Below are 26,935 nucleotides of genomic sequence, written 5' to 3'. Positions count from 1 at the left end.
ACAAGACAGGGAATGTTGGCGGGGCTTGTGTCCCTGCGGTCATACCTATAAAAACAAAGGAGTACTACAGGATGTACAAAAAATTGAGTCTTTCGATAGCCCTGGCGCTGTTCGCGGTAGGAATGCTAATGGCCCAGGTACCCCACGATCCAAACGATCAATTGTATCGGGATATGGATCGCTGGTTTACCCAGGGGTATATCACCACCTCACTTCCGCAAATTCGGCCCTATCCGGCCCAGTTCATCCTTGTTCTTCTTGATGAGGTAATAAGTCGCGGTGATGCGGAGGCCCAGAAAAGGGCCCTGCGGTATCGGTCTGCCCTTTCTGGGAAGGATCGACCCCTTCATGTGGGGCTTACTGGCACTCTGGTAGGCGAAAACGGTGATACCACAGTATATGGGGCCCCCACGGTGGATGGGGTGCTTGCCCTTGAATCCTGGCTTACCGCGTCCTATGACCTTAGGGTGTATGGGTCCCTTCGTAAGCCGGGGGAAGAACTCCGGGTTCCCGGTACCTATTCGCCCTATTCGGATTTTATCGAAGACTGGGCCAGCGTGGGTCCCTTTTTAATACTCCAGAACTGGACCAGTAGTCTCGCCCTTGGGACCGCTTCCGTATATATGCAGGCCGGGCTCAATCGGACCAGCTTTGGCCCCTTTTATGATACAAGCCCCGTGATAGGAAGTCAGGCCGGGCGGGCAGGCCACTTTAGCGTGGAATATCGAAAAGACACCTGGAACTTTGGAGCCCTCTTCATGGTTCTTACCGCCACCGATGACTTTGGAAATGGCCAGTTTTCAGATAAGTACCTCATGCTCCACACCTTTGACTTTAGACCTTTCTCCAATTTTGAGTGGGGTTTCTTTGAATCCGTCGTCTGGGGAGCGCGGCTAGAGCCCTTATACTTTATTCCCTTTAACCAGCTCTTTGCCTCCCAGTCTATGACAGGGTTTTCGGATAATTCTTTCTTTGGTTTCCATGTTCGCTGGCGCCCCCTCTCGGGGCTTCTGGTCCGTTCCCAGGTGTATGTCGATGATCTTAATTTCAATGACCTTGTGTCCTTTAAATTTGATACCAAGTATAAGCTCGCTGCCCAGGGGGGCCTGGACTATGTTCCTCAAAAGGGCTGGTTCCCCGAAGTACGCCTGGAATACACCGCGGTGATGCCCTACATGTACACCCATGAAAACAGTATTGCCCGCTATACCGATAATACACCCAACTACACTAACTATACCCACCGGGGCCGCAGTTTAGGCTCTGACCTGGAGCCCAACTCGGACAGGGTACGACTGGTCCTCAGTAAGCCCCTCTTGCCTGAACTCTCCGTAGCCCTTACCTCCTATTTTACTCGCCATGGGAATGCCTCCGAAGGAATCGCCGGCATGACGCAGGCCTACCATGATGGGACGATTTTTGATGATGGCCGCCTTGACGATGGGACCGCCACCTTCCACTATGAAACCCGCTTCCTTACCCAATCGGTGATCGATTACCGCCTTGCGGGGGGCCTCGGCCTTTCCTGGAGTCTTCCCACCGACTGGGGGGATCTGGCACTCCAGGCTGATTGCGTGGCCGAATATGGCTGGAACCGCAATCTGGAAAAGGGAAACAACGGATGGTCCCTCTATTGGAGTGTCACCGGGAGCTGGCGCTGGTAAGACTGGTACCAATGGTACGAAGAGGCGGTTCCCTTTTTTACCGGTATGTCCGCGGGGCCCTCTTCATCCAGTCTGGTCTGAACGCTTTCCCAGGGCTTCCACGGTGGGAAGGAAATAGTCGGTAGCCGTAAAAAGCCCCTGGAGGCTCACTTTCTGGGCGCCCTCGATATATATCGAGGCCCAGGAAGCTGGGCCTTTTCCCTGTTTTTCTGTAAAAGATAACGGCCCTGCTCCGTAAAGAGGCCCCTCTTCCTCGCCATACAGGGGAGATGGGAAGGGCCTTTCCTTTGGACCTTCCGTATCGGTATAAAAGAAAAATCGCAGTTCCCGGAGGATCCGCTTTTTTCTATCCTTTGGGGCAACCTCGAAAATCCGTTCCCCCCCCGGGCCTTTTCGTTCGGTGGTGGCGATCTTAAGGGAGGCAAGCCAGCGACGAAGGCGCTGAAGTTCCTTCTCCATGCTGGAAGCGGGCCAGCTAATCGTAAGTCGTTCTGGATAGTAGGCCTCGGGAGAAGGGTCTTCGCAAAGGGTCACGGGGTGATGTAAAAAGGCCGCGAGGGCCCTCTGAACGAGGGCCAGATCTTCATCGGAAATCCAGGGAGCTCCCTGGGGATTAGCACCGCTAATCCCGTATACGCCGATGACGGTCCATCCCGCACAGAGGGTTCCCAGGCGGTCCTCCCAGGGGCCCCGGCTCCAGAGGGCCTCTTCGATTCTAAAAAGCCGGCCTATCAGACCCGGCTCCCGTTGAAATACCGAAGACAGGAGGTGGGCCGACAGGTATTCCCGGTGGGTCCCCGCAAAAGAAGGGGGAAGCCGAACCATAAGATAGCGGGGGCGGCTTTTTCGTTTCTTTTTGATAAGCTGTTCCAGGAGGCTCCCATACTCACCGAGGGAGCCGTGGAACCGGTGTTCTATAAGAAGGTGTCGTTCTTCGTTATTACGGCAGGCGCCGCAGCCACCACAGGATGCGGATTCTCCCGGTAAGCGAAAACAGGCAAAAGGATAGAACGACGAAAGGGATTGGGGCGCTTCCCTCGCTCTTTGGGCAGGAAAACGGTGAAGCGCCCGCTGACTTGCCTCATAGGCCCGCCGGCGGGCCTCCGACGATACAGAAAGCTTGAGGTTTCTGTAAGGAGAAACGAGAGAGGGCCGAATGTGGGTTTCAAAACCACCCGGTTGTTCCAATGCCTCCCGATAGGTAAGGTACTGCTGTGCCAGGTCTTCCCAGGAGCCCCGGATACCCTTATCGTACAGGAGACCCCGTCGGGAACCTTCTTCCAGAAAATGGGCCACCTGGTGATTGCCTGCCACGATGAGTTGATCCAGCACATATTCATCCCATTCCATGGCGGTGCGGAATTCAAAACCCGTGGCACTTGTGATGGTTCCCATCCGGCGGGCAAGGGCTTCCATGTGGTCCCGGTCAAACAGGCAGGGTTCAAGGGCAAGGGGTGTCCAGGGCATGCGGACCAGAAAACCCGCAGAAAAAATCACCCGCGGTCGCCCACCGCTTTCTGGCCCGGGGCTTTCTTCTGAGATTTTTCGAATATATTCACAGAGGGCCTGGAATTCTGTGAAATCATCCTCCTCTTCGTGGCCTGACAAAATAAAAAATAATTTGATTTCCCGAACGCCCCTCTTCCACAATTCCCTGAAAAGACGTTTTAGTTGTTCCTCTGAGAGACCCTTGGCATAGTAATCCCGCATCCTTTGGGAGATTCCCTCGATTCCTAGCGTAAAAGATCGCTTTTCCCCGATAAGTTCATAGTCCAGCATCCCCGGTAGTTCTGCCAGAATATCTGCCCGCTGGCTCATCATGTTTACCCGGTCAAACACCTGGTGGAGTTCGTATAAAAGAGGAAACAGGTCTCCATGGGCGTTAAAATTGAAGGAATAGAGCTCTACGGTGGAGGCCCCCGTGTTGGTAGCCACCTGCCGGGCCTGCTCGCGCAGGATCGGCATGGGCACTTCCCGGTAGGGTTTTCGTTCCCAGCCTTCAAAGCAGAAGGTACAGAAGGAAGGACAGCCCCAGGAAATCTGGAGCCGCGCCGTATCGGCCCCCGGGTGGTTAAAAAGGGGATAGGCGGTTGGAAGGAAGGGGTTATCTTGTACTTTCACCCGGGCATACTGCACAGGCCGGGGTGAGGATTCTGCCTGAACAATAGGTTGATGGGGTGGTTCTGCTTGATCAGTGGTGTGGCCGGCGGCAACAACCTGGCTTTGTTCTTTTCTGTTCCCCGGAATATCTACCCCTACGACGGGGTCTTTTTGTCCCTCCGTTTTCCAAGGGGTGGCCACCCATAGGGCCGGAATAGCCTTTTCCAAAGCCTGGAGGGCCTCTGATGGAGGGCCTCCCGTTTGCCCGGCGAGGATACTAAAAAACTCTCGACCATAGGCTTCCGCCTCCCCGAAATACAGGGCATCTACAAAGGAATCGCCATCGGGATATATCAGCCCCTGGCTTGCCAGAATATTGGACCCCCCTACGATAATGAGAGGATAGGGATGAAGGGAAGAAGGGGGCTTTCCTTCCTTCTTTCTTATTGATGCCCGGAGGGGTATCCCCGATTTTCTGAGCATAAGCGGAAGGTTAAGGAGTTCCAATGCGTAGGAACAGGAACAGAGGAGATAATCAAAGGCTTCCCAGCCTTTCCCTGAAGCAAGCCCTTGTACCCAGGACTCACCCCTCTTTTCCATGGTTTGTCGTTCTTTATACGAGGGAAAGAAACAAAAATCCCCATAGGCCGTTTCGCCCAGCACCGATCGCATGAGGGAAAACAAAAACAGGTGGGTATTCGATTCTTCGAGATCCTCTAAGGGGGAGAGGCGTACAAAAAGAATGCGCACCGTGGCGCTTTCCCAGGAAGGATTGTTCCATCCCGGAAAGGCGGGGGAAATTCGTTGAGCCCTGACCCATGAAAAGGTGGTTCCGGTGGTTTCTATAGCGGCGTGATTTCCTGTCATGGCGTTAAGATTGCTGAGGGGATGGTGACTGAGGAGGTGCGATAAGGCGTCCCTGATACAGGACTTTGGGATATACCGTAAGGTGCAGTTTTTTCTCGAGCCGGGCAAGCTGTTCTAGTTCCCGCTCATCACCGATGGTGATCATGATGCCCCGCTTCCCCATCCGGCCTGTCCTTCCTGCCCGGTGGAGGTAGCCTTCGGTTGTGGGGGGCACATCGAGTTCGATTACAAACTTTATATTCGGAAAATCGAGTCCCCGGCTTGCTATGTCGGTACTTACCAGTACGAGGAGAGCGCCCTTTTTAAAATCATTGATGGCTTTTTTTCGATTCTGCTTAGGCATATCCGAAAAGAGCCCCCCCGCCGCAATATGATGATACTGTAACTGGGATACTACTCTCCCTATCTGATCAGGCCGCTCTACAAACACCAGGGCCTGCCGCTTTCCCCGGTGGGCGGGGTCGGTCACCCCCAGGGCATACAGCACCGAACGGAGGGTGCTGATTTTTTTTCGTTGTTCGCTGAACACCGCCCAATGATCGATAGAAGCGGGAAGCGTCCGGCCATCGTCAGGAAGCCGTTCCGGGGTATCGGATAGAGGGCGTGGGCTCTCTGATGATAGTCCCTCAATGGTAAGGTACTGCCAGCCTTCTCGCAGATAAGGTTTGAGGGCTTCTTGTACCCTGGGGGGAATGGTGGCCGAACAGGCTACGAGTTGCCGGGGAGAAGAACATCGGGCGAGTAGGGCCGTCGTATGATCCTTTTGATCCTTTGCAAAGAGCCGATCCACCTCATCAAGCACCACATATCGAATAGCAAGGGGCCTAATTTTCCCTAACTGCATGAGGTACAGGACCCGCTCAGGGGTACCCACTACGATACGGGGTCTCTCTTTTTTAAGGGTACTGATCTGGCGAATAATGTTGGCCCCACCGATACACAGAAGCGCCCTTAGGGGGCTGCCTTCGAGGAGCCAGGAAATTTCCTGCTTTATCTGGCTTGCAAGCTCCGCTGTTGGGGCCAGAATAAGCAACTGTACTCCCTCACTGGAGGAACTGCCAGGGGAGGAGTCTCCAGGGGATCCTTTCTCTAACTGAGAAAAATCATTCAGTCCATCTTCGAACAGGTTGCGAAGGAGGGGCAAAAGATAGGCGAGGGTCTTACCGCTTCCAGTAGGAGCCTGGAAGACCAGGTCGCTCCGCTGTCCTAAAAGCGGAATTACCCTTTCTTGCACCACCGTGGGGGTTGCTACGTGACGTTCCCCCAGACGTTCAAGGAAAAGCGGAGGAACCCCCAGATCATAAAAACCTGCCATATCTGTGCCGGGCCTATTAGTGTTTCCGATAGGTTTCGTATACTTCTATCATAGAGGTCACAAAGCGGTCTACCGAATAGTTACGGGAAATTTCCTCAGACCGCATACCCAGTTGCTTTTGGAGTCCCGGATTCTCCAGGATTACTACTGCCTTTTCCCAGAGCTCTTTGTCGTTTTCTACGGCAAAGCCGTTTTCTCCATTAAGCACCATGTCGATAATGCTGGGATCCGCCGCGGCTACCACGGGAAGCCCCGATGCCATGGCCTCGATAAAGGTGATGGGATGGACCTCGCTGTGGGATGCGCTCATGAAAAGCTGGGCTCCCTGATATACGAGCTTAATCTCATCGGGCCAGCGAAGATACCCGGTAAACACTACCCGGGGGCCAATTCCCAGTTCGTGGGTATAGGCTTCCAGATCTCGGCGGTCAGGACCATCCCCTACGATCATGAGTCGAGCCCTGGGGCGGCGGGCGGCAATTTCTTTAAAGTTAAGCAGCAGCGTATTAATGTTCTTTTCAGTGCCCAGTCGTCCTACAAAGACAATCACCTCTTCATCGTCTTCGATGCGGAACCGATGCCGCATATCCCGGGCAGCCTGTTCTGTTTCACCGGAGCGATCGTAGAATTTACTTAAATCGATCCCATTGGGGACGATACGAATGGGACGGTCAAACCCATGGCCTACCAGATAATCGTAGATCTTTCGAGAAGGGGCGATAACGCAATCCTGCGATCGGAGGACAAAGTTGATAAAATCGGGGAGCTTTTTTTTAAGAATCTGTTCGAGCATGGGCACGTAGTACAGATAATCTTCATAGTAGGTATGAAGGGTGTGAACCGAGGGGATCTTCAATTTTCGTCGCACCGCCCGGGCTGCCAGATACAAACTAAACTCCGAATGGCTATGGATGATATCCAGCTTACATTCCCGGGCCTTTTTTACCACCCGGGGATCGGTAAAAAAACCAATACGGTGCTGAGGTTCTGCGGGAAACTTAATAGAAGGGATGCGAAACACCCCTTCTTCTGGTTTTGCATCGGGATGTTGAACGGTAAACACAAAAACCTGGTGTCCCCGTTTTTCCAATTCTGTTTTTAAGGTTCGAACTACCGTGACTACCCCGTTCACCTGGGGGGGATAGGTGTCGGTGAATAAGCCAATTCGCATAGATACTCCTTTGTTTAGTATGCCATACTTTGTTTTTTTGGAGAAGGGGGAATTTCCTTCGGTCTAAAAGTTTAAACTTGTAAAAAATTTGTGGCAGGAAGACTAAAATTATGCTAAAATCTCTTCACTCTCTATTAAACTGAAAAGGCCGGAAACTGCAGTACGAGAGGGAGGCCCCCTGAAAATAACTTAGAAGTACTGAATAGGACCGGAGGAGGAACGGGGTATGTGGAGTGTGGTGTTATTAGTGGTGTTTTTTGTGATTATGACAGGGATAGGTCTGTGGGGCATGTTCAGAACCAAAACCCTGGGGGATTTTTTCCTTGGGGGGAGAACTCTTGGCCCCTGGTTATCGGCGATTGCCTATGGGACCAGTTACTTTTCGGCGGTATTGTTTATTGGCTTTGCAGGAAAACAGGGCTGGCTTTTTGGTCTGAATGCCCTCTGGATTGCCCTGGGAAACTGCCTTGTCGGCGCCTTAGGAGCCTGGCTTGTTCTGGGCCGCCGTACCCGTATCATGACCCAGAACCTGGATACCATGACCATGCCCGAATTCCTCCAGGAACGCTACGGGGCCCGGCACCTAAAGCCCCTTGCGGCGGCGATTATTTTCTTTTTTCTTTTGCCCTATTCGGCATCGGTGTTTAAAGGTTTAGGACACCTATTTGAAGCGGTCTTCCAAATTCCCTATGAAACGGCGTTGCTCTTGATGATTGGCTTTACTGGCGTATATCTCGTATTAGGCGGCTACTTTGCCATTGCCATGACCGATCTTATTCAAGGTATATTGATGTTTGGAGGCGCCCTTGCCATGGTATGGGTGGTGTATCAAAGGGCAGGGGGCTTTGTTGCGGGGATCGAGAAGGTAGGAAGACTGTATCAAGAACATGTTCCTGCTTCGCAACAACCCTCGGTAATTACGGTCCTTTCCCTGGTCTTTATGACTAGTTTTGGTCCCTGGGCGCTTCCCCAGATGGTGCAAAAATTCTATGCCATTAAAGATGGGAGCCAAATCCGGCGTGCCGCTACGGTAAGTACGGTTTTTTCGGCGGTTATTGGTTTTTCGGCGTACCTTGTGGGAATTGCGGCCCACCTCTACTTTAATCCCGAAACTCTTCCCCGGCTTGCCAAGGGAGGCATCAATTTCGATTCCATTGTCCCCACCCTCCTAGTACAAGTGTTGCCCGAGCTTTTACTGGCTATCATTCTCTTGCTTGTTCTTTCTGCGTCCATGTCCACCCTATCATCGCTAGTGCTGGTTTCTTCCTCATCGGTGGCTATCGACTTGTATCCCGGTCGGCTCGATGCTACCACTGGAAAGGATCGGTCCGTGGCCATGATGCGTTTCCTTTCCGCGATCTTTATCATTATTTCGTATTTTATTTCCCGTTATCAATTTGAATTCATTGTAACCCTCATGTCCCTTTCCTGGGGAGCCGTGGCAGGTTCGTTTATAGCTCCCTATATTTATGGTCTTTTCTGGAAAGGGGGAACCAAAGTAGCCGCCTACAGTGCCATGCTCAGTGGGCTTCTCACAGAAATAGGGCTCTTTTTTATGCTGGGACCAGCTCAGTCTCCTCTGGCAGCCAGTGGTGCCATGCTTGTCCCCCTCATCGTGTTTCCGATAGTTTCTTTAGTAAGTAAAAAGCCTGAAAATACGATTATAGAAGAGGCTTTTAAAGGTGTATAAAGGGTACGTATGACAGAGATGACACTCCTTGGTGATGAAGCGGTGGCCCTGGGGGCAATCCATGCGGGGCTTACCGCGGCGTACGGATATCCAGGAACTCCTTCCACGGAGATCATGGAATTTTTGCAAGAACGATATGCGGCGGGCCTGGGACCCCTGGCCCAGTGGTGTACCAACGAAAAGACGGCCCTGGAGGCGGCGTTAGGGGTCTCCTTCGCGGGACGGCGGAGCCTGGTGACCATGAAACACGTGGGACTCAATGTGGCATCCGATCCCTTTGTAAATGGGGCCCTTGTGGGAATCAAAGGGGGCCTTGTGATTGCAGTGGCCGATGACCCCGGGATGCACAGTTCCCAGAACGAACAGGATTCTCGCTTTTATGCCTCTTTTGCCCTGGTTCCCTGTATGGAACCCCGGAATCAGCAGGAAGCCTATGAGATGACCCGGGAAGCCTTTGAGGTATCCGAACGTTTTCATGTGCCGGTGTTACTTCGTCTGGTAACTCGGCTTTCCCATTCCCGGGCCCCTGTTTCCCCGCGGCAAGAACAGGCAGAAAATCCCCTGGAAAAAACCAATGACCGGTCTGAATGGTTGCTGCTTCCTGCCTTTGCCCGGAGGCGCTATCAGTCCTTGCTTGACCGGCAAGGGGCCCTGATCCAGTGGTCTGAAAGCCACCTGGTAAACCGGCTTATCACCGAAGGTCGGGATGTACGGCGGGTAGTGATCACCACAGGCCTCGGGGGAAACTATTTTGAAGAAAACCTCGAGGACTATCGAACCGTGTCCCAACTGCCGGTGCACCTTCACATTGGGGTATACCCATTACCGGTAGACCTTATTCGGCGGGCCTGCGAAAAGGCCGCGGACGTTCTGGTAATAGAAGAAGGCCAGCCCTTCCTTGAGCGGTATCTGCGGGGCTTGTTACCCCTTCCACTTCGTATTCGGGGTAAGCTGGATAACACATTACCCCCCACGGGAGAACTGGACCCCGATGTGGTCCGGGCTGCCCTTGGGCTTGCTCCCCGACCGGTGCTGCAGGTTTCAATTCCGCCGGTGCCAGGGCGGCCACCCCAGCTCTGTACTGGTTGTCCCCATGGGGATAGTTATGCCACCCTTCAAAAGGCCGTGGAAGGCCTCGAATCGGTGGCAATCACCGCCGATATTGGCTGTTATGCCCTGGGGGCCACACCTCCCTACAATGTGCCGGAAACGGTGGTTTGTATGGGGGCATCGGTGAACATGGCTAAAGGGGCGAGCGATGCGGGAATCAAGCACTGTATCGGGGTGATTGGGGATTCCACCTTCTTGCATTCCGGAATTACCCCCCTCATCGATGTGGTGGCCCATCAAACTCCTATGACCCTGGTGATATTGGATAATTCCATTGTTGCGATGACCGGCTGCCAGGATACCATGCTTCCTTCGGAACAACTGGTCTCCCTTATCCGAGGTATTGGTATAGATCCGGAACATCTCATTGTTCTGGAGACAAAACGGGCCCTGATTGAAGAAAATGCCCGCCGACTCCGAAAGGAAATCGAATATCCGGGACCTTCGGTAGTTATCTTTAAACGGGAGTGCCTTGAGGCACTTAAGAAACGGAAAAAACAGGAGGAGGCCCGGGCCCGGGGAATTCCTGCCTGTGATGAGCGAGCCCCAGGGCAATGAGACGAAATGTGATGGAGAAGGGTTCTATGAAACGAGATATTATTCTTGCAGGTGTAGGGGGGCAGGGGGTTCTTTCTATTGCGGCTATCATCGCCCGGGCCGCGGCAGCAGAGGGCCTTTCGGTCCGTCAATCGGAGGTGCATGGAATGGCCCAGCGAGGCGGGGCAGTCTTGGCCCACTTACGGTTTTCCGATGGGCCCATCTATTCAGACCTGGTTCCCCGGGGTGGGGCGGATCTTATCATCGCCACAGAACCGGTAGAAAGCCTGCGATACCTGGCCTATCTTTCTCCAGAGGGCGTCGTGGTAACCGCCGCAGAACCGCTGGTGAACATACCGAATTACCCCGAGATCGATGGTATTCTGTCGGCTATTCGTTCTTTACCCCACAGCCATGTGGTAGAAGCCCAGTCCCTTGCAAAGGAGGCAGGGCTTACCAAGGCCATAAATATGGTAATGGTTGGAGCGGCAAGCCCCTATCTCAATATCCCTATAGAAAACATCGAACACACTATCTGTGAGCTCTTTGCCACAAAAGAGCCTACCGTTATCGATGCAAACATTCGGGCCCTGCACCTGGGCAGAAAGGTGGTCATGCCATGAACTATCAGTACTGGGATAAGGAAATAGAAACACTCCCCCGGGAAGAACTGGAAAATCTACAGCTTACCCGATTGCGTAAGGTAATAGACCGAGCACGGACAACCCCCTTTTATAAGAAAATCCTGGACGAGGCGGGAATCAAGGGTGGTGCAGATATCAGGACCCTAGCGGATCTCCGCCATGTCCCCTTTACCACGAAGCAGGATCTCCGGGATGCCTTCCCCTATGGGATGCTTGCGGTTCCCCTGGAAGAGGTGGTCCGGCTCCACGCTTCAAGTGGTACTACCGGTACGCCCACGACCATCTACTTTACCCGGAAAGATATAGAGGTATGGGCCCATTACATGGCCCGCTGTATTTATGGAACGGGGTGTACGAGGCAGGATGTGTTTCAGAACATGATTACCTACGGCCTGTTTACCGGAGGACTCGGGTTCCACTATGGGGCAGAAGAGGTGGGAATGCTGGTAATCCCCGCAGGCCCAGGAAACACAAGCCGCCAATTCAAGATGATGAAGGATTTTAAGACCACCGTGGTTCATGCGACCCCCAGTTTTCTCCTGCACCTTCAATCAAAGATGCAGGAAGAGGGCCTTCGGTCAGAGGACCTCTTTTTACGCAAGGCCTTTGCGGGGGCCGAACCCTATTCGGAGGATACCCGACGACGGATCGAAGCAATGCTCCATGTCGATGTGTATAACTCCTATGGGCTTTCTGAGATGAATGGCCCCGGGGTAGCCTTTGAGTGTCAGCACAAGGATGGGATGCACCTCTGGGAGGATGGGTATATTGCCGAAATTGTCGATCCCGATACGCTTAAGCCGGTCCCCGATGGAGAGCAGGGGGAACTGGTCCTCACGATCCTGTGCCGGGAGGCGATGCCCATTCTTCGATACCGGACCCGGGATTTAACGGCCTTTTATACTGAACCCTGTCCCTGCGGCAGGACCCACCGGCGAATCCGTCGTATCACCGGGAGAACCGATGACATGCTCATCATCAACGGGGTTAACGTGTTCCCCAGTCAGATAGAAGAGGTGCTCATGGCAATCCCCGAGGTGGGCAACAATTATGTGATTGTGGTAGAAAAAGAAGGCGCCCTTGACCGGCTTACGGTGCAGACCGAGGTGGGTCCCCAGATCTTCATGGATGATGCCCGCCCCCTTAATGCCCTTAAGGAGCGGATTCAGCACCTTTTGCAAAACACCATCTTCATCAAACCCCGGGTGGAACTCCATGAGCCGGGAACCTTGCCCGTTTCTGAAGGAAAGGCAAAACGGGTTATTGATAAACGGCCGAAGGACGTATAAGTCGGAGGAGGAAGTATGATTTTTAATCCCGAATATGAAGCAATGGATCCGGAGGTTCGCCGGCAACTCCAGTTTGCCCGGCTTAAGAACCTGGTGGAAAAACTCTACCGGCAGGTTCCTTTTTATCGTAAAAAGATGGATGAAGCGGGAATCCAACCTCGTCATATTACCTGTCTTGAGGATATCAAAAAACTTCCCTTTACCACCAAGGATGACCTGCGGGAAACCTATCCCTATGGGCTCCTTGCCTGCCCTGAGGCGGAAATTGAGGAGATCCACATGTCCAGTGGTACCACGGGGTTACCGGTGGTGGATGCCTATACCCGGCGGGATGTGGAAAACTGGGAAGAGGCCATGGCCCGCACCCTGGCAGGGGCGGGGGCTACCCGAAACGATGTTATCCAGAATTGCTACGGCTATGGGCTTTTTACCGGGGGACTGGGCGTCCACTATGGAGCGAAACGGCTTGGTGCAAACATCATTCCCATGTCATCGGGGAATACCCAGAAACAACTCATGGTGATGCGGGATTTTGGCTCCACCATCCTTACCTGTACGCCCTCCTATGCGCTGTACATGGCCGAGGAGGCCGCTGAAACGGGCTATGACTTAAAGAAAATGAAGCTTCGGGCCGGTTGTTTTGGGGCAGAGCCCTGGAGCGAGAACATGCGTCGAGAAATCGAGGCAAAGTATGGCATCGATGCCTATGATATCTATGGCCTTACGGAAATTACCGGTCCTGGGGTTGCCTTCGAGTGCGAAGCAAAGGATGGGCTCCACATCAACGAGGATCTCTTTTATCCTGAAATCATCGATCCCGATACGGGAGAAGTCCTACCTGAAGGGGAAAAGGGAGAACTGGTGTTTACCACCCTGGTCAAGGAAGGAACCCCCTTGCTGCGTTATCGTACCCGGGATGTGACCTTTCTGCGCCGGGATCGTTGTGTGTGTGGTAGAACCACCATCAAGATGAACCGCCTCTTTGGTCGCACCGACGACATGCTTATCATCCGGGGGGTGAACGTCTTCCCGAGCCAGATAGAACATGCCCTTATCGAAATCGAGGGGACGGATCCCCACTACCTTATTATCGTTGATCGGGGCCCCTCTCACCTCGATGAGGTAGAACTGCAGGTGGAGGTAAAGAAGGAACTCTTTGGGGATGAAACTCGACAACTGGAAAACTTGCGTACTAAAATAGAAAATGTGATGAAATCCAAATTAGGTATCAGTCTTAAGGTAAAACTGGTGGAGCCAAAAACGATTGAGCGCTCTATTGGTAAGGCAAAACGGGTTATTGATAAACGGAAAATCTAAGGAGGCACTATGAAGATTAAACAAATTTCAGTTTTTTTGGAAAACACCGCGGGGCGCCTTGCGGAGGTGACGCGGGTACTCGCCCAGGCGAATATCAATATTCGGGCTATTTCCATTGCCGATACGGCCGATTTTGGAATTCTCAGGCTCATTGTGGATAAAAGCGAAGAGGCGGCGCAGCTGTTAAGCAAAGCGGGTTTTACGGCCCGACTGACCGATGTTCTGGCGGTGGAAATCCCCGATGTCCCCGGGAGTCTTGCCCGGGTTATGGAGATTTTCCGGGAAAACAAGGTAAACATCGAGTACCTCTATGCTTCCCTCGAAGGAGAAACGGGGAAGGCGGTAGTTATTTTCAAAGTAGAGGATATTGAACACGGCCTGGCCATCGTACAGCAACACGGGCTGGCGGTAGTGGAAAAGTTTTAAAATTATTTCTACAATAGGTTCCCATGAAAATCCTCATGATTTCAAGTGAGGCGGTCCCCTTTGCAAAAACGGGGGGACTCGCCGATGCGGTGTCTTCTTTGTCCTTAGCCCTGGCAGAGCGGGGGCACGATGTGCGAATCCTCTTACCCCGCTACTACTCGATTCCTCGGGAAAAACTGAAAATGATTCCCGGACCTTTGGGGGTTCCCATGGGGGGCCGGGAGGAGTGGTGTGCGGTTTACGAGGGAGAACTGACTACTCTGGGCGGGAAGGCACGGGTCCCGGTGTATTGTATCGACCACGAAGGATTTTTTGGAAGGGACGGCATTTATGGTACCTACAGCGAGCCTGATTTTCGGGATAATCCCTATCGGTTTGCCTTTTTCTCCCGCGCTGCCTTTCAGGTGTGCCGCAAACTCCACTGGATTCCCGACATCCTCCATGCCCACGATTGGCCAGCAGCCCTGGTGCCGGTCTATTTAAAATACCTTGAACGATTCCGGGATTTTGAGAAAACCTATTCGGTTTTTACTATCCATAATCTTGGTTATCAGGGAATTTATGGAAAAGATGCTTATCATTACTTTGGTCTTGATTGGTCATTGTTTTCGGCGGCGGGTTTTGAGGACTGGGACCGACTTAATCTTTTAAAAGCGGCCCTTACTTCGGCGGATAAGCTTACCACCGTCTCTCCTACCTATGCGGAAGAAACGAAGACCCCTGCCTATGGGTTTAGAATGGATGGGGTGTTGCGCGCCCGAGCGGCTGATTATGTAGGTATTCTTAATGGTATCGATACGACTATCTGGAATCCTCGAACCGATCCCTATATACCCCGTCCCTATTCGGCGGAGGATCTTTCAGGGAAGGCCCTTGCAAAGGAAACTCTTCAGAAAAACTTTGGGCTTCCCCAGGATCCTTCAGTACCCATTGTAGGAATGGTGGGTCGTCTTACGGACCAGAAGGGGATCGGAGAACTCTTTGGTCCCAATTACGGAGCCGCCTGGTCTATCTGTACTGAATTGCGGCTCCAGATGGTGGTGTTGGGCTCAGGAGAAAGGTGGTGCGAACAGGAACTGCGGTCCCTGGCAAGTCGGCTTCCAAATCTCAAGGTGATGATCGGCTATGATGAAAAGACAAGCCACCTTATCGAGGCGGGAAGCGACTTTTTCCTCATGCCCAGTCGCTATGAACCCTGTGGACTCAATCAGATGTATTCCCTGGTGTACGGAACCCCCCCGATTGTGCGGCGGACGGGGGGCCTTGCCGATTCGGTGGAAAACTACAACCAACAAACCGGCGAGGGGACCGGTTTTATGTTTGATGACCTTACCCCTCGGGCTATTTACGATACGGTTGGCTGGGCCATATGGGCATATTATAACCGGCCTGACCATATCACGGCCATGCGAAAACGGGGAATGCAGCAGGACTTTTCCTGGAACCGTTCTGCAAGTCGCTACGAAGCCCTGTACCAGGCCTTTTTTTCGTAAGGGTCTAAAATGTCGCGGAGCAGTTGAGCCGCCTTTGTTCCCCCCGTTTACCCCACCTCTTTATTGGCGGAGAGGAACCCCCTTATGGTTACAGGGTGCTGTTGCTGCTCCCTTTCTCCACATCCGGGGTCTCTGGGAAAGCCCCCTGTGGGGGACTGAAGCGCTTTTGATGCCCCAAGGAAAGGGATACCCCCTCTCCTTGAAGGGGAGCCCCCCTGAGGAGGAAAAGAATAGTGCTTTGGCTCCTGTAAAATGCATCTCCCCATTCAAGCGGAGGCCCCATGAAAGGAAGAGACCCCCTGAGGGGGAAAATGGCGGCGTTTTTGATGCCCCGAGAAGGTAAGGGGGCCCCCCACTAAAACGAAAGGCCCCGATGCTTATCGTTTTTCTGTTAAATCGGTGGGAACCAGGAGGAGGGGTGCTCCATCTTTTTGTTGGGTAAGCAGCGTACCGTTTCGGATTTCCACCGTCGCGTAGGGGTGTACCTCTGTCCGGGAACGGGCCTGCAGGGCCAGGTTCGTGTCAAACCTACCGAGGTAGGTCTTCCCTTCTGCTACTACCAGGGCATAGAGGTCCTTCCCGAATTTCCACAGCAAACTGGTGGCGCTGATGTCGTCTTTGCCCTGATCGATCATTTCCAGGGTGGTGGCATTGATGCGAACCAACCGGATTGCCCCGGTGCCCTGGGCCATCCCTGCAATGGCGTAGATTACGTTCTCTTCATAGAGGATGGTCCGGCCATTGATGGTGTTCAACGTAGAGGACCCCAGGATGGTGCGGGGATCATCCTGTTGCAGAAGAAGGAACCGGCCCAGGGGACTGTTTTGTTGTAACAGTTGGAACCCCAGGATACCCGTAGGACTTGGTTTTTTAGCTTCTTCTTGCTGAATCAGAACTTGTTGATCCCGGGCAATTTCTCGTCGATCCTCTTTAACTTCTTCCTTTTTTTGTTCCACTTCCTTTTCTAGGGCCGCAAGGGTTTCTTTCTGACGGGCCAGTTCCTGTTCCCGTTGGGCAAGGCTCGCTTCCTTTTCCTGCACTGCCTGTTTCTGTTCTGCCAGGGTCTGCTCTGAAGGAGAGGCTCCTGCCTGTCCCGCGGCAGCAGTACTTGCCGGGGCACCTTCCGGGGGTGTTTGGGGAGCGGCACTTCCTGCCGTAGCAGCTTGAGTCCCCTGAGGACCAGTCTGCCCTGCTTGTTGTTGCCCCATGGCCTGTTCTTGCTGGGCGATCCGGGCCTTCTCTGCCTCCAGTGCGGCCCGTTCTGCCGCAAGGCGTTGTTCTTCCTGTACGATGGCCTCCCGCTGCAGCGTTGCCTGTTGTTGGGCCTCCTGAATCTGCCGTTCCTTGAGATCCACCATGTCTTTCCGAGGCTCTACCCCCCGATCGCTTTCTTTGCGAAGCTGTTCGGTAACCCCCTTATCGGTGAGGGACGTGGTATCGATGGCCCTGAGGGACCCCGCCTCGCCTGTGGCAAGGGGAATGAGCATCTGGGTTTTCCCTGGCCAGTCATCGAAGCGGAGGGCAAGACCGGCCTTTCCTGGTTGCAAGCGGGAAGCAACCTCTGGCACGTAGCGGGATTGGAGATAGGCAATATCGCCCCGATACACCGCATTATAGAGGGTAATAAACGTAGCAAGCAGGGCCGCATCATTTTTATTGTATTCATAGGCTCCCTCAAGGTATCCTTGAAGGATAAGTCGTAAATTCCGTATGTGATCTACCCCTACATCGATCCCTAAAGAAAAAACATCCGCATTCAGCGTCCCGGGACTTGGCTGAGCCTTGAGTATATGGACCACATGGTATCGATTCATCGAACCTGCCTCTGTGGCTCCCGCTCGAATTGCCCGTCCAAGGGCGTAGCCGATAGCCCAGATATCGTCCCGGGTATCTATCCGTCCATGGGGGCCTTCGTAATTGATAAATATGATCTGGGCCGAACGGGCCTTTTCCAGCTCTTGTCGATCCACCGCTTCCTGAGCAAAAGCTGAGGGAATGAGATAAAAAAAGATTCCCCACCACAGAAGCCCTATGCAGCACGCCTTCTTCTGGAATCCAGAAGTATCTCCCATCGTTTTCTCCTTTACTTTTAGAGGGAAGGCCCTTCAAAGATTGCCGCTTTTTATATGCGGAATCCCTCTACTGGTTCTTCCCTGGTATCAGATGCTGTTCTTTCACTCCCAAAGGGTTCATCCCTTTTGTTTTTGCTCTTTTTTATTCCCTCTATTTTTTCATTTTATCATGTTTTTCTGGAGAACGCCATGGCTACTAAGATTTTATGATTCTTTTCGGAGATCCGCAAGATAGGTTTTTATGGTGTTTTGGAGTCCTGCCGAAAAAATCTGGTTAGAAAGTTGAACGAGGAGGTGCACCCCTTCCACACTGAGCGGGGGACCCGAAAACATGCAGAGTCGATAAATGGCGTTGGCGAGACTGGCCGCAAGTTGTTCGTTCCGATACAGGAATGGTCGGCTCAGAAGATAACGAAATGCACCCATGGCATATCCAAAAGGATCGGACCCAATAGAGCCAAGGGCGGTAAGGGCCTGGGCAATGACCAGATGTTCCGATTCTTTTTGGACTAACTGGGCAAGAAAGGGAATAAGTTCCCGGGAAGCGAAGGCCCCCAAAAGAGAAAGGGCCTGAATCCGAGAAGAAAGAAGAATTGGTTGCCATCCGGGAGGAACCTTCCCTTCTGCAATAAAACAAAGAATCTCATAATAGTCCCTTTCTTTTTCTCCTATGGATTGATTCTGCAGGGCATCCTGAATTTCCCTGAGTTGTGTTTGGATAGCCGCTTCTTCTGTGTCAAAGGGGTACATAAAGGGGCCTCCTCCACCGGAAACGACGGCAAATCCGTAGGAACCCTCTGGAAATGACCCATACAAAGAGGTTGTTCGTGATCGGACCCGTTCCTCTATTTTATAGGCATAGAGGATCCAATCGGTACCGCCGGCGTACAGAATCCCTTCGTCGCTAAAGGCGGGGAGAGAACTGGCTCCCTTCAGGGTAAGCTGCCATAGTCGCTGCCCGGTCGGGGTAAAGCCTACCGCCCCGACCCGACTCAGGTAGTAAACGCCCCGTTCATCAAAAAGAAGCCGGCTTTCCACCATTGTAGTTCGGGAGGGGGAGTCCTTTACGGCCGTTCCCCGCTGGTAAAAAGGAACAGCCCCTTCCCACAGAGTGGTATGGGACTTCAGGCTAAGGAGTACCAGTTTCCCGTTTTCAAGGAAAAGGGCAAGCTTCCCCTGCTGTTCCTTGGCATGGAGGGGTGGGGCGGGAAGGGCTGGCAAGGGGCCTTCCCGCTTTCCTCCCCTGATAATCTCCCCTGTTCCATTGTTGTAGTAGATACCCCCTCGCCAGGAGTCCTGTTCCACCGGAGGAAGGGAAAAAACAAGGCATGGGGAAGAATCACAGGTATATTGTTCAAGCCTCCCCAGCGCAGAAAGACGGATCAGGATAGCCCCTTCGGTCATCCCCAGAACACCCCCCTGGGAATCGGGGACCAACGCTTCCCGAAGGGGAAAAGGGAGTTTCCGTTCCCAGAGCTGAAAGCCCCCGGGTGTAAAACACAGGACCCTGTCCGGAAGGGGAATAAAAAGCCGGCCATCCCAGCCGAACTGGATGGGCCCCTGTAAAGGGGCGGCTAAACGGATGCTCCAGAGTTTTCTTCCCGCCCGATTAAGGGCTATTAAAAACCGTTCTTGGCTCATCACGTAGGTGCTCCCATCGGGGGCCCGGCTTACAAAGGGAAGGAGCTTCGAACGGGTATCAAAGGTCCACAGGGCTTTGCCGGTATAGCTAAAACAGCGGACGGTTCCGTCATCGCAGAGGATTACCACCGAGGAGGCCTGGCTGGTGGGTTCACCGATGATCTTTGCGCCCAGGGCCTCCCTCCAGGTGGGAGAAGTGGTAAACTCCTGGGCGTAGGAAGAAGGCAAAAATTCGAAAAAGACAAAAAGGGGAAGCAGAAAAAAACAGGCCCCCTGTAGTCCTCCATGTCGCCGTATATGCCCTCTCATTGATATTCCCTTAAAAAAACTGCAGAGCCCGCTCAATACACGGGGCCGTTCGCTGAAAGATATTCCTTCTCATCATTTTTTCCTTAAAAAGGCAAGACATTCCATATGGGCCGTTTGGGGATAAAAATCATAGAGGCTCAGTTGTTCAAGAGTATAGCCCCCTTCGGTAAGCTCTTTGCAGTCCCGGGCAAGGGTTGATCCTTCGCAGGATACGTAGACCAGAAAAGGAGACCCCTGGTAAGCAAGGTAGTTTCGCATGGCAGGAGATAAGCCCTGCCGGGGAGGATCTACCACCACAAGATCGTATCCCTGGGGTTCCCTTTTTTGAGAACTGGCCCAGGCTTCGTCCCGCATCATGAAGTACCGAATCCCCGAACCCTGGATATTCTTTTTTGCTAAAAAAAGGGATGCTTCGGTAGCTTCAAGGAGATCGAGTTCAGAAAAATATTCCCGGAGGAAGGCCCCAAAGGTGCCAACCCCACAATAGAGATCCGCCGCCCTATGTCGATGGGGAATATTCCTGGTTATTTCCATCAGTTCTTCAATTAAAAGTTCCAGGGTTGAAAGATTACTCTGAAAGAATACCCCCGCATCTACGTATAGGGGTTTCCCTTTCAAAATGATCTTTCCCTGGGGCTGTTTTCCTTCCTGAAAAAGGGCCGTATCCCAGGAAAAAACCGTGAATCGATTCTTGCCCTGCGGTGGGCGGAGTTCTTTTTTTTGCAGAGCCCTGCGGATAGGACTATGACAGATGGGGCAATCCGTCACAGGCACCACCCGTTCTTGATGAAAGGCCTTGAATCCAACGGGGCTTTGTTTTTCTCTTGGATCTGTGGCATGCAGTTGAATCCGATGGCGATATTCATAGGGTTCACTTGGAATAACCTTGATGGGGGGGATGGTTATGCCCTTCCCAATCCGTTGGAAGAGCTCAGTGAGGATCCCTTCCTTTATGGTAAGTTGGGCCTCATACTGAATATGTTGCAGAGAACAGCCCCCGCACTGGCCATACAGCGGGCAGGAGGGGGATATCCTCAGGGGTGATGGCTCAATAATTTCTTCAATCGTAGCCCGTCCAAAAGAGCTATGATGCTCCGTGATGCGGAGCGCCAGTTTATCCTGGGGTGCAGAAAAGGGAACAAAATAGGGTTTCCCCTCGTGTACCACAAGACCATCGCCGCCTGCCACAAGTCGTTCTACGGTTCCTTGAAAATAGTTATCCCTTGTTGACATACCTATCCAGTGGCACTATAGCATGATTGCCAGAATCGTGGTATAGGGATACAATAGAATACCATGCAGGAATCGAATTGTTATATCTCCATGGACGATGGATGTACGATTTTTGTTCGTCGATGGAAACCCGATGGAACTCCTAAGGCGGTTCTCCAGGTGGTGCATGGCATGGCGGAACATTCGGAGCGATATCGGGAATTTGCGGAGTTCCTTTGCAATCAAGGAATAGAAGTATGGGCCGATGATCACCGGGGGCATGGTGCTACGGCTCGTGCCATATCGGATCCTTCCCGCGGAGGACAACTCGGCCATTGTGCGGATCGAAATGGCTTTGCCCGGGTGGGGCAGGACCTGATCGCCATAAGTACACAGATAAAACAGGAATATCCCCAGCTTCCTCTTATCCTTTTTGGACATTCCTGGGGCTCCTTCCTTGCCCAGGCGTATATTGAAAAAGAGGGGGCACTTCTTTCGGGGTGTATTCTATCGGGAACCCGGGGCCCTGGAGGGCCGGTGATTTTTCTGGGGGCCTGTCTTGCTTCACTGGTGGCCTTTTTTAAGGGAGGGCGCAAATTTTCTCCCCTCTTATACTCCCTCTCTGATGGGGCTTATAATCTCCCCTTTCAGCCGGCCCGTACCAAATTTGATTGGCTTTCTCGGGATCCAGAACGGGTAGACGCCTATATCCAGGATCCCCTCTGCGGCTTCCCCTGTTCGGCCGCCTTTTATCGGGACCTTCTGTGGGGTCTCAGGACTATTCATACACCGAAGGCGATACAGAACATACCTTCAACATTGCCGATTTTAATCTTTGCCGGCGCTTCTGATCCGGTAGGAGAAATGGGGAAAAGCCCAACCCGGCTGGTTGATGCGTACAAACAGGCGGGAATTCAGGACCTGGAGTTTATCCTGTATCCGGAGGGACGACATGAAATGATCAATGAGCTCAATCGTACCGAAGTGTTTCATCATCTTCTTTCCTGGATTAATCGACATTTAGAAACGCGATAATATGTTTCGTTGAAACATCTTTATACCAACAACAACGGCTGAGGTTTCCTTGCGAATTCGCTATGCTACCACTCCCAGGGGAACACTGGAAAAACAAGCCCTGGTGTATACGAGGGAAGAACATCGGATCACCCTGAATTTGGTAGATCCCGATGCGGTAATGATTGTGACACGACTGAAATCCTTTCACTACGAGACCTATATTGTGGGAGGTGCCGTTCGGGACCTTCTCATCGGTAAAAAACCCAAGGACTTTGACATTGTTACCAATGCGACCCCTCATCAGATAAAACGGATTTTTAGAAACTCCCGCATTATTGGTAAACGGTTTCGGCTGGTCCACGTCTACGTAGGAAATAAAATTTTTGAAGTGGCCACCTTTCGTTCCATTAAGGATGGCCATACGGGAAACACCTACGGCACTATCGAAGAGGATGTTTTACGGCGGGATTTTACCCTGAATGCCCTTTTTTACGATCCTGTGGAAGAGGTGGTGCTTGATTTTGTCGGCGGGGTAGAGGACATTCGAAATCGCCGGCTGAAGGCAATTATCCCTCGGGAGGTTATTTTTAAGGATGATCCGGTCCGCATGATTCGGGCCGTAAAATACGCGGTCATGACAGGTTTTTCTATCCCCTGGTACCTGGCCTGGCAGATCCGTCGAGAAGCTCCCTTGCTCGATACGGTATCGCCTTCTCGGCGGACAGAAGAAATGTCCAAAATCGTAAGTTCCGGGTATGCCTATCCCATTGTAGAGGAGCTTTTTAAGTACGGATTGTATCGTTATTTACAACCCCGGGCGGCAGGGCTTTGTAAAAAAGATCGGCTTTTTAAGAAAGCCTATTTTGCTTCGTTACAAGCCCTGGATAAAAAGGTGCAGGAGGCCGGTACCGTTTCTATGGGGGACGCCCTGGTTTTTTTGATTCGTTCCTATGTGGAAATAACATCGCCCTGGGATAAAGAAAAAGAAAATCTGGAAGTGTACCGGGATACGTTCCGGGAGGTTCGCCAGTTTATCATGCCCCTTAATCCTCCCCGCCTTGCGCTGGAACAGGCCCTGCGACTGTTATTCCGGGAACGGGGCATCGTTGTTAAAAAACATCGCCTTCCGAAAAATAAAAAGGGGGCCCCCTCTTTCCCTGAGCTTTTTAAAGAGGAACAAGAAGGGGACCACCGGAGTACCCCTTCGCTCTCTGAACGCCCGAGAAGGAAAAAACGACGAAGAAAAGGAAAAAAGACCCCCCTCGCAGAGCATGCTCCTATTTAAGACGGGAAAGGATTTCGTCCACCTTTGTCTTATACCGCTGGGGTGCAGCCTCGGCGGCCTGAATAAGATAGGTCCGGGCCGCATCTTTTTTGTTCGCCGCCAGGGCATTAAGTCCCAGGGCGTAGTTTAGCAGGGCCTTGTCAGCGCCGTAATTCAATGCCGCCAGGTACTGCTGTTCTGCGAGATCATACAGTTTTTGTTCATACGCTAAGAGCCCCAGATAGTAATATGGGGCATAATGGTCCTGTTTAATTCGCAGACTTTCGTTGAAGGCCCGTTCGGCCTGGGCATAGTTCTTTTCATTGTAGGCCCGCCGCCCCTCTTCTATCAGCTCGGTAAAGGTTTTCCGGGAACCGAGGTAGGCAAGGAAATCCTGACTAAAGAGTTCCTTGTCAAACCAGGGACCCAGCCGCTTTTCAAGAAGAAGGCTGTTTGCTTTTCGATCCAGGGTGGGCGAAAGGAGAATAAAGGTTTCATACAATAGGCGGCGATACTCTTCGTTATCCGTATTCAGTAAAAAGGATACCAGCGCCCAGGCGGCTCCCTGCACCTTTGTTTGAGGAATGGTCGGCGTCACATCATGGAACAAGATGTCTGTGGGTACTGGAACTTCCTTTCCCCAACTCTTTATCGTGGGAAGCCAGGAGAGATTTTCTTCATAGGTAAACTCCCCCTTTTCCTGGTTGTACAAAAGACCGCTAAAATAGATGGCCATACCTTCCTGGAGCCATGTGGGGGGATTGGGGATGAAGGCCCGGAGGAATTGAATACAACTTTGATGGGCCATGATTTTCCCATAGGGAGTGGTTGGATAGCGCAGAACCAGTTCATTCAGTGCCGGGTCCCCATAGTGTAAGTAAACTGCCCCTTCTCGAATCTGACCAATCTTACTGGTCACATATTCGTTATATTCTTTTTCCGAAGTAAAAACTCGAAGGTTCAGCTTTTGAGAAAGACTCTCCGGTGAAAAATGAAAGAGCCGATTGTATAAGGTAAATCGCCCATCCATTTCCTGAAGGAGCGTTTTTACTTCTTCGGCAGATAGCCGGCTGCTGATGCGATAGTAGGTTCCTTCGGTGACAGGAATTGTTTCCTGAGCCCAGAGGTACGGGATTCCACCGAGCGCCATACAGTAAAAGAAAAGAAGCCACCCTTTCTTTAGACCGATACCCTTTTTCATATGTACCCCCTATTCTTTATTGGATTATTTTGTCTATTATAATATTGACTTCTTCAATAAGTATACCCGTATATCGTTCAATGTTATCAATAAGATATTGCTGGAGTTCGTGAATATTCCCTGCTAGCTGGGTCCCAAAGGGAACATCAATGGTGATGACAAGCCGGTATCCCTGGCCATCTTCTTTAACAAGAATTTTTTTTAGTCGTATCTGAGGATTGTATTCATCCACGCAATGGATAACCATCTGACTTAAGGCTGCTTCTGAGATTAATACCCGCCCTCGCCGGGAGTATTCTGGACGAACCACCGATTTTTCATGAATCCTGGTAGGACTGGTAATCGGAGGGATACGGGGGCGTTTCAAAAAAACCCGGATAGCATCGTAAAAAATGGCAGGATAATTCTTCTTTACCTCGATGGAAGGAACGGGGATGACGTGCTTACCTTCAATCTGACGGGAACGGATGGCCTTTTCTATTTCTTCTTTTGTAGCGATATCTTCAATCTTTATTATTTTCTGCGGTTGGGGCAGTTGCAGTCGGGCGGCAATTTTGTTTACCATTTTGATAGAGGTCCCAAGAATAAGGATCTTTTTGAATTTCTCTGTCTGAAGTTTCCGGGCTACCTCGTCTCTATGGGCCTTATCATCAAAGAGGGCTACCTTTACGGCTGCCAAAAAGGTTTTTTCCTTTTTTGCGGAATGGCCGGCGATAATACGATTGTCGCGAATAAGGAGTCCGTCATCAATAATGAAATCGATTCCGTATTTTTGAGCAACTAGTTTTGCCCTAAAGCTTTTGCCGGTCCCGCTTTCTCCTACCAGGGCGTATACCTTAATGCCCTTGAAGAACCAGAAAAACTCTCGTAAGAATTTCCACATCATGTTTACTATACTATCTCATAATGGGTTAAGAAAAGGATTTCTATCAAGCTGAAGGAGTACTTTTTCGCCAAATAAGCGGTGTATCTGGGTTTTAAAAAGGGGTGGAATGGGCGCCCGAAGGAATGGGGGATGGGGAATGGGAAGGTTATCGGGGAACTGAATTTCATAGGCATGCAGGAAAAATCCTCCTTTAAAGGGAGCGGCGCCATACTTTGCATCCCCCATGAGGGGGCGCCCATGAACGGCCGCTTGAGCGCGAATCTGATGGGTGCGGCCCGTTTCAATGGTAAGAGCCGCCAGGGTATAGCCCTGGGTTGTACTCAGGGGTACACACAAGGTCCGGGCCTCCTGGGCTTTACGCTGAGGCTGGTCTTCTCTAGCCCGCTGGGTGCGCCGTTCCTGTCGATTCCGAAGGAGTACGTCACACCAGGTTTCTGTTGTGGGGAGCACTCCCTCTAAAATTGCCAGGTACCACTTGGTAAGTCGCCGCTGTCGAAACGCCTCGGTAATAACCTGGGCTCCCCGGAGACTTTTAGAAAAAAGGAGAATCCCGCTGGTTCCCTGGTCAAGCCGATGGAGGGGGCCTGGCCGGAAGGAGAGGGATGGGGGAATGGTTTTGAGAATGAGGGGAACCATCCTGGTCTCGACGCTGCCTGGTCCATGCACGGGTATCCCCGCTGGTTTATAAATCGCCATAAAATCAGGGCATTCCCAGAGAATTTCTAGCGGGATAGACCCGGAGGGAACATTTGACTTTTGCCGGCCCCCCCCTGGTACAACCACCAGGGGAGGGCGTGCCAGGTCTATCTCGAGCTTCATCCCCGCTTGAACCCGGTCGCCTGCGAGGACCGCTTTTCCGTTAAGAAACACCTTTTTAGACCGTAACAGTCGGTGGATCGCTGAAAGGGGAAGATCCGGAAGGACCTTGCGGAGGATCCGGTCAATCCGGCGACCTTCGTCGTTGGGTTGAATAATAAACTCTTGTATCATCGTGAATGCCTCTTTTGGCTATGAGATCCTTGTATATACGCCACTGTCCTGGTAATCTATCATTTCTTTATTGCATCGCCCTTTGATGTAGCTCTGGAGGTATTCCCTATTTTACCCTATCCGTTGGATCGGGGTGGCTCAGGGAGTATCATCTCTGTTGATACAACACATTCTATACTAGAGAGACTTCTTGACAAAAGAGCCTATCTGGGCAATTGTTACCCAATGTCACGAATGGAAATGATGTATGTGCGGCAGTTCAGGCAGTTAGTGGTGCATCCGGTGTTTTTGGCTGCTATTACGAGCCTTATTCTTGCCCAGGTCCTGAAGGCTATTATCATTTTAATTACCCGTCCGCGGCGCTCTTTTAAAGAAGTGATGTATGCCCTCCTGTGGAAAACCGGTGGGATGCCATCGAGTCATTCGGCCTTAGTAAGTGCCCTGGCTACGTCGGTAGGATTTACCGAAGGTTTTGATAGTTCAATCTTTATCGTAAGTTTGTGCCTGGCCTTGATTGTGATTCGGGATGCCATGGGGGTTCGTCGTTCTGCGGGACTCCAGGCCCGCTCTCTTAATATGCTGGGTAAACACATAAATGATAGGTTTGGCATTGAGTACTACCCCGTGAAGGAAATCCAGGGCCATGCGCCGCTGGAGGTTCTGGTAGGGGCCCTTCTTGGCCTGTTAATTGCATCGGCGATTGTCTTATTGTAAGGGTTT

20 protein-coding genes are annotated in these 26,935 nt (G+C 52.0%); 11 read left to right on the top strand and 9 right to left on the bottom strand.

The features are described 5' to 3' along the window. Positions 1 to 71: 71 nt before the first annotated feature. Entirely contained in the window at positions 72 to 1,664 is a 1,593-nt protein-coding gene (locus C5O22_RS09280) for a capsule assembly Wzi family protein (RefSeq protein WP_132781169.1), read from the top strand. Between the two features lie 63 nt (positions 1,665 to 1,727). Here the strand turns inward: C5O22_RS09280 and C5O22_RS09275 are convergent, their stop codons facing one another. Genes C5O22_RS09275 through C5O22_RS09265 form a run of 3 tightly spaced genes read right to left on the bottom strand, consistent with a single transcriptional unit; the run spans position 1,728 to position 7,117 of the window. Continuing rightward, entirely contained in the window at positions 1,728 to 4,631 is a 2,904-nt protein-coding gene (locus C5O22_RS09275; RefSeq protein ID WP_132781167.1) for a radical SAM protein, read from the bottom strand. Between the two features lie 4 nt (positions 4,632 to 4,635). Continuing rightward, a complete protein-coding gene (locus C5O22_RS09270; RefSeq protein ID WP_132781165.1) occupies positions 4,636 to 5,946 on the bottom strand; it encodes a DEAD/DEAH box helicase in 1,311 nt (436 codons plus the stop codon). A 16-nt stretch (positions 5,947 to 5,962) separates the two neighbouring features. Continuing rightward, positions 5,963 to 7,117 carry a glycosyltransferase family 4 protein gene (locus C5O22_RS09265; RefSeq protein ID WP_132781163.1) on the bottom strand — a complete coding sequence of 385 codons (1,155 nt, stop codon included), beginning with the start codon at positions 7,115 to 7,117 and terminating at the stop codon, positions 5,963 to 5,965. A 226-nt stretch (positions 7,118 to 7,343) separates the two neighbouring features. On the opposite strand from C5O22_RS09265, the gene C5O22_RS09260 reads away from it, so the two are divergent. The 7 genes from C5O22_RS09260 to glgA are packed head-to-tail and all read left to right on the top strand — an operon-like array spanning position 7,344 to position 15,623. Next, a complete protein-coding gene (locus C5O22_RS09260) occupies positions 7,344 to 8,807 on the top strand; it encodes a sodium:solute symporter family protein (RefSeq protein WP_132781161.1) in 1,464 nt (487 codons plus the stop codon). Positions 8,808 to 8,816: 9 nt separating this feature from the next. Then, the gene (locus C5O22_RS09255; protein WP_132781159.1) at positions 8,817 to 10,475 is read left to right on the top strand and encodes a thiamine pyrophosphate-dependent enzyme; all 1,659 of its coding nucleotides are present in this window, start codon (positions 8,817 to 8,819) and stop codon (positions 10,473 to 10,475) included. Between the two features lie 26 nt (positions 10,476 to 10,501). Continuing rightward, entirely contained in the window at positions 10,502 to 11,077 is a 576-nt protein-coding gene (locus C5O22_RS09250) for an indolepyruvate oxidoreductase subunit beta (protein ID WP_132781157.1), read from the top strand. Next, positions 11,074 to 12,387 carry a phenylacetate--CoA ligase family protein gene (locus C5O22_RS09245; protein ID WP_132781155.1) on the top strand — a complete coding sequence of 438 codons (1,314 nt, stop codon included), beginning with the start codon at positions 11,074 to 11,076 and terminating at the stop codon, positions 12,385 to 12,387. Before C5O22_RS09250 ends, C5O22_RS09245 begins: the two co-directional genes overlap by 4 nt. Before the next feature lie 15 nt (positions 12,388 to 12,402). Next, the gene (locus C5O22_RS09240; protein WP_132781153.1) at positions 12,403 to 13,704 is read left to right on the top strand and encodes a phenylacetate--CoA ligase family protein; all 1,302 of its coding nucleotides are present in this window, start codon (positions 12,403 to 12,405) and stop codon (positions 13,702 to 13,704) included. Between the two features lie 9 nt (positions 13,705 to 13,713). Beyond that, positions 13,714 to 14,130, top strand: coding sequence for an ACT domain-containing protein (locus tag C5O22_RS09235; protein WP_132781151.1), 417 nt, complete (start codon positions 13,714 to 13,716; stop codon positions 14,128 to 14,130). 23 nt (positions 14,131 to 14,153) lie between these two features. Continuing rightward, complete coding sequence (glgA, locus tag C5O22_RS09230) at positions 14,154 to 15,623, top strand: glycogen synthase GlgA (protein ID WP_132781149.1); 1,470 nt, start codon at positions 14,154 to 14,156, stop codon at positions 15,621 to 15,623. A gap of 377 nt (positions 15,624 to 16,000) precedes the next feature. On the opposite strand, the gene C5O22_RS09225 is transcribed toward glgA, so the two are convergent. The 3 genes from C5O22_RS09225 to C5O22_RS09215 form a co-directional block, all read right to left on the bottom strand. Beyond that, on the bottom strand, positions 16,001 to 17,695 hold the full coding sequence (locus C5O22_RS09225; protein ID WP_132781147.1) for a P83/100 family protein: 1,695 nt from the start codon (positions 17,693 to 17,695) through the stop codon (positions 16,001 to 16,003). A gap of 204 nt (positions 17,696 to 17,899) precedes the next feature. Further along, a complete protein-coding gene (locus C5O22_RS09220) occupies positions 17,900 to 19,645 on the bottom strand; it encodes an outer membrane protein assembly factor BamB family protein (protein WP_132781145.1) in 1,746 nt (581 codons plus the stop codon). 72 nt (positions 19,646 to 19,717) lie between these two features. After that, the gene (locus C5O22_RS09215; RefSeq protein WP_132781144.1) at positions 19,718 to 20,878 is read right to left on the bottom strand and encodes a class I SAM-dependent RNA methyltransferase; all 1,161 of its coding nucleotides are present in this window, start codon (positions 20,876 to 20,878) and stop codon (positions 19,718 to 19,720) included. A 63-nt stretch (positions 20,879 to 20,941) separates the two neighbouring features. Between C5O22_RS09215 and C5O22_RS09210 the strand changes: the two genes are divergently transcribed. Both C5O22_RS09210 and pcnB read left to right on the top strand, forming a co-directional pair. Then, on the top strand, positions 20,942 to 21,892 hold the full coding sequence (locus C5O22_RS09210; protein ID WP_132781142.1) for an alpha/beta hydrolase: 951 nt from the start codon (positions 20,942 to 20,944) through the stop codon (positions 21,890 to 21,892). A gap of 49 nt (positions 21,893 to 21,941) precedes the next feature. Then, positions 21,942 to 23,159 (top strand): polynucleotide adenylyltransferase PcnB, encoded by a 1,218-nt coding sequence (gene pcnB, locus C5O22_RS09205; RefSeq protein WP_132781140.1) that lies wholly within the window; start codon positions 21,942 to 21,944, stop codon positions 23,157 to 23,159. Here pcnB and C5O22_RS09200 read toward each other — a convergent pair. Genes C5O22_RS09200 through C5O22_RS09190 form a run of 3 tightly spaced genes read right to left on the bottom strand, consistent with a single transcriptional unit; the run spans position 23,152 to position 26,215 of the window. Continuing rightward, a complete protein-coding gene (locus C5O22_RS09200; protein ID WP_132781138.1) occupies positions 23,152 to 24,339 on the bottom strand; it encodes a tetratricopeptide repeat protein in 1,188 nt (395 codons plus the stop codon). The genes pcnB and C5O22_RS09200 overlap by 8 nt on opposite strands. A gap of 16 nt (positions 24,340 to 24,355) precedes the next feature. Next, complete coding sequence (locus tag C5O22_RS09195; protein WP_486389497.1) at positions 24,356 to 25,225, bottom strand: hypothetical protein; 870 nt, start codon at positions 25,223 to 25,225, stop codon at positions 24,356 to 24,358. Positions 25,226 to 25,240: 15 nt separating this feature from the next. Continuing rightward, positions 25,241 to 26,215, bottom strand: a complete 975-nt coding sequence (locus C5O22_RS09190) for an RluA family pseudouridine synthase (protein ID WP_132781135.1) — start codon at positions 26,213 to 26,215, stop codon at positions 25,241 to 25,243. A 225-nt stretch (positions 26,216 to 26,440) separates the two neighbouring features. Between C5O22_RS09190 and C5O22_RS09185 the strand changes: the two genes are divergently transcribed. Continuing rightward, positions 26,441 to 26,929 carry a divergent PAP2 family protein gene (locus C5O22_RS09185; RefSeq protein ID WP_132781133.1) on the top strand — a complete coding sequence of 163 codons (489 nt, stop codon included), beginning with the start codon at positions 26,441 to 26,443 and terminating at the stop codon, positions 26,927 to 26,929. Positions 26,930 to 26,935: the final 6 nt, after the last annotated feature.

Origin of the sequence: Treponema sp. J25 (assembly GCF_004343725.1) — a bacterium.
Classification (GTDB): Bacteria; Spirochaetota; Spirochaetia; order Treponematales; family Breznakiellaceae; genus J25.
The sequence above is the reverse complement of the archived record's forward strand: the minus strand, read 5'-3'. Positions and strand labels throughout refer to the sequence as shown.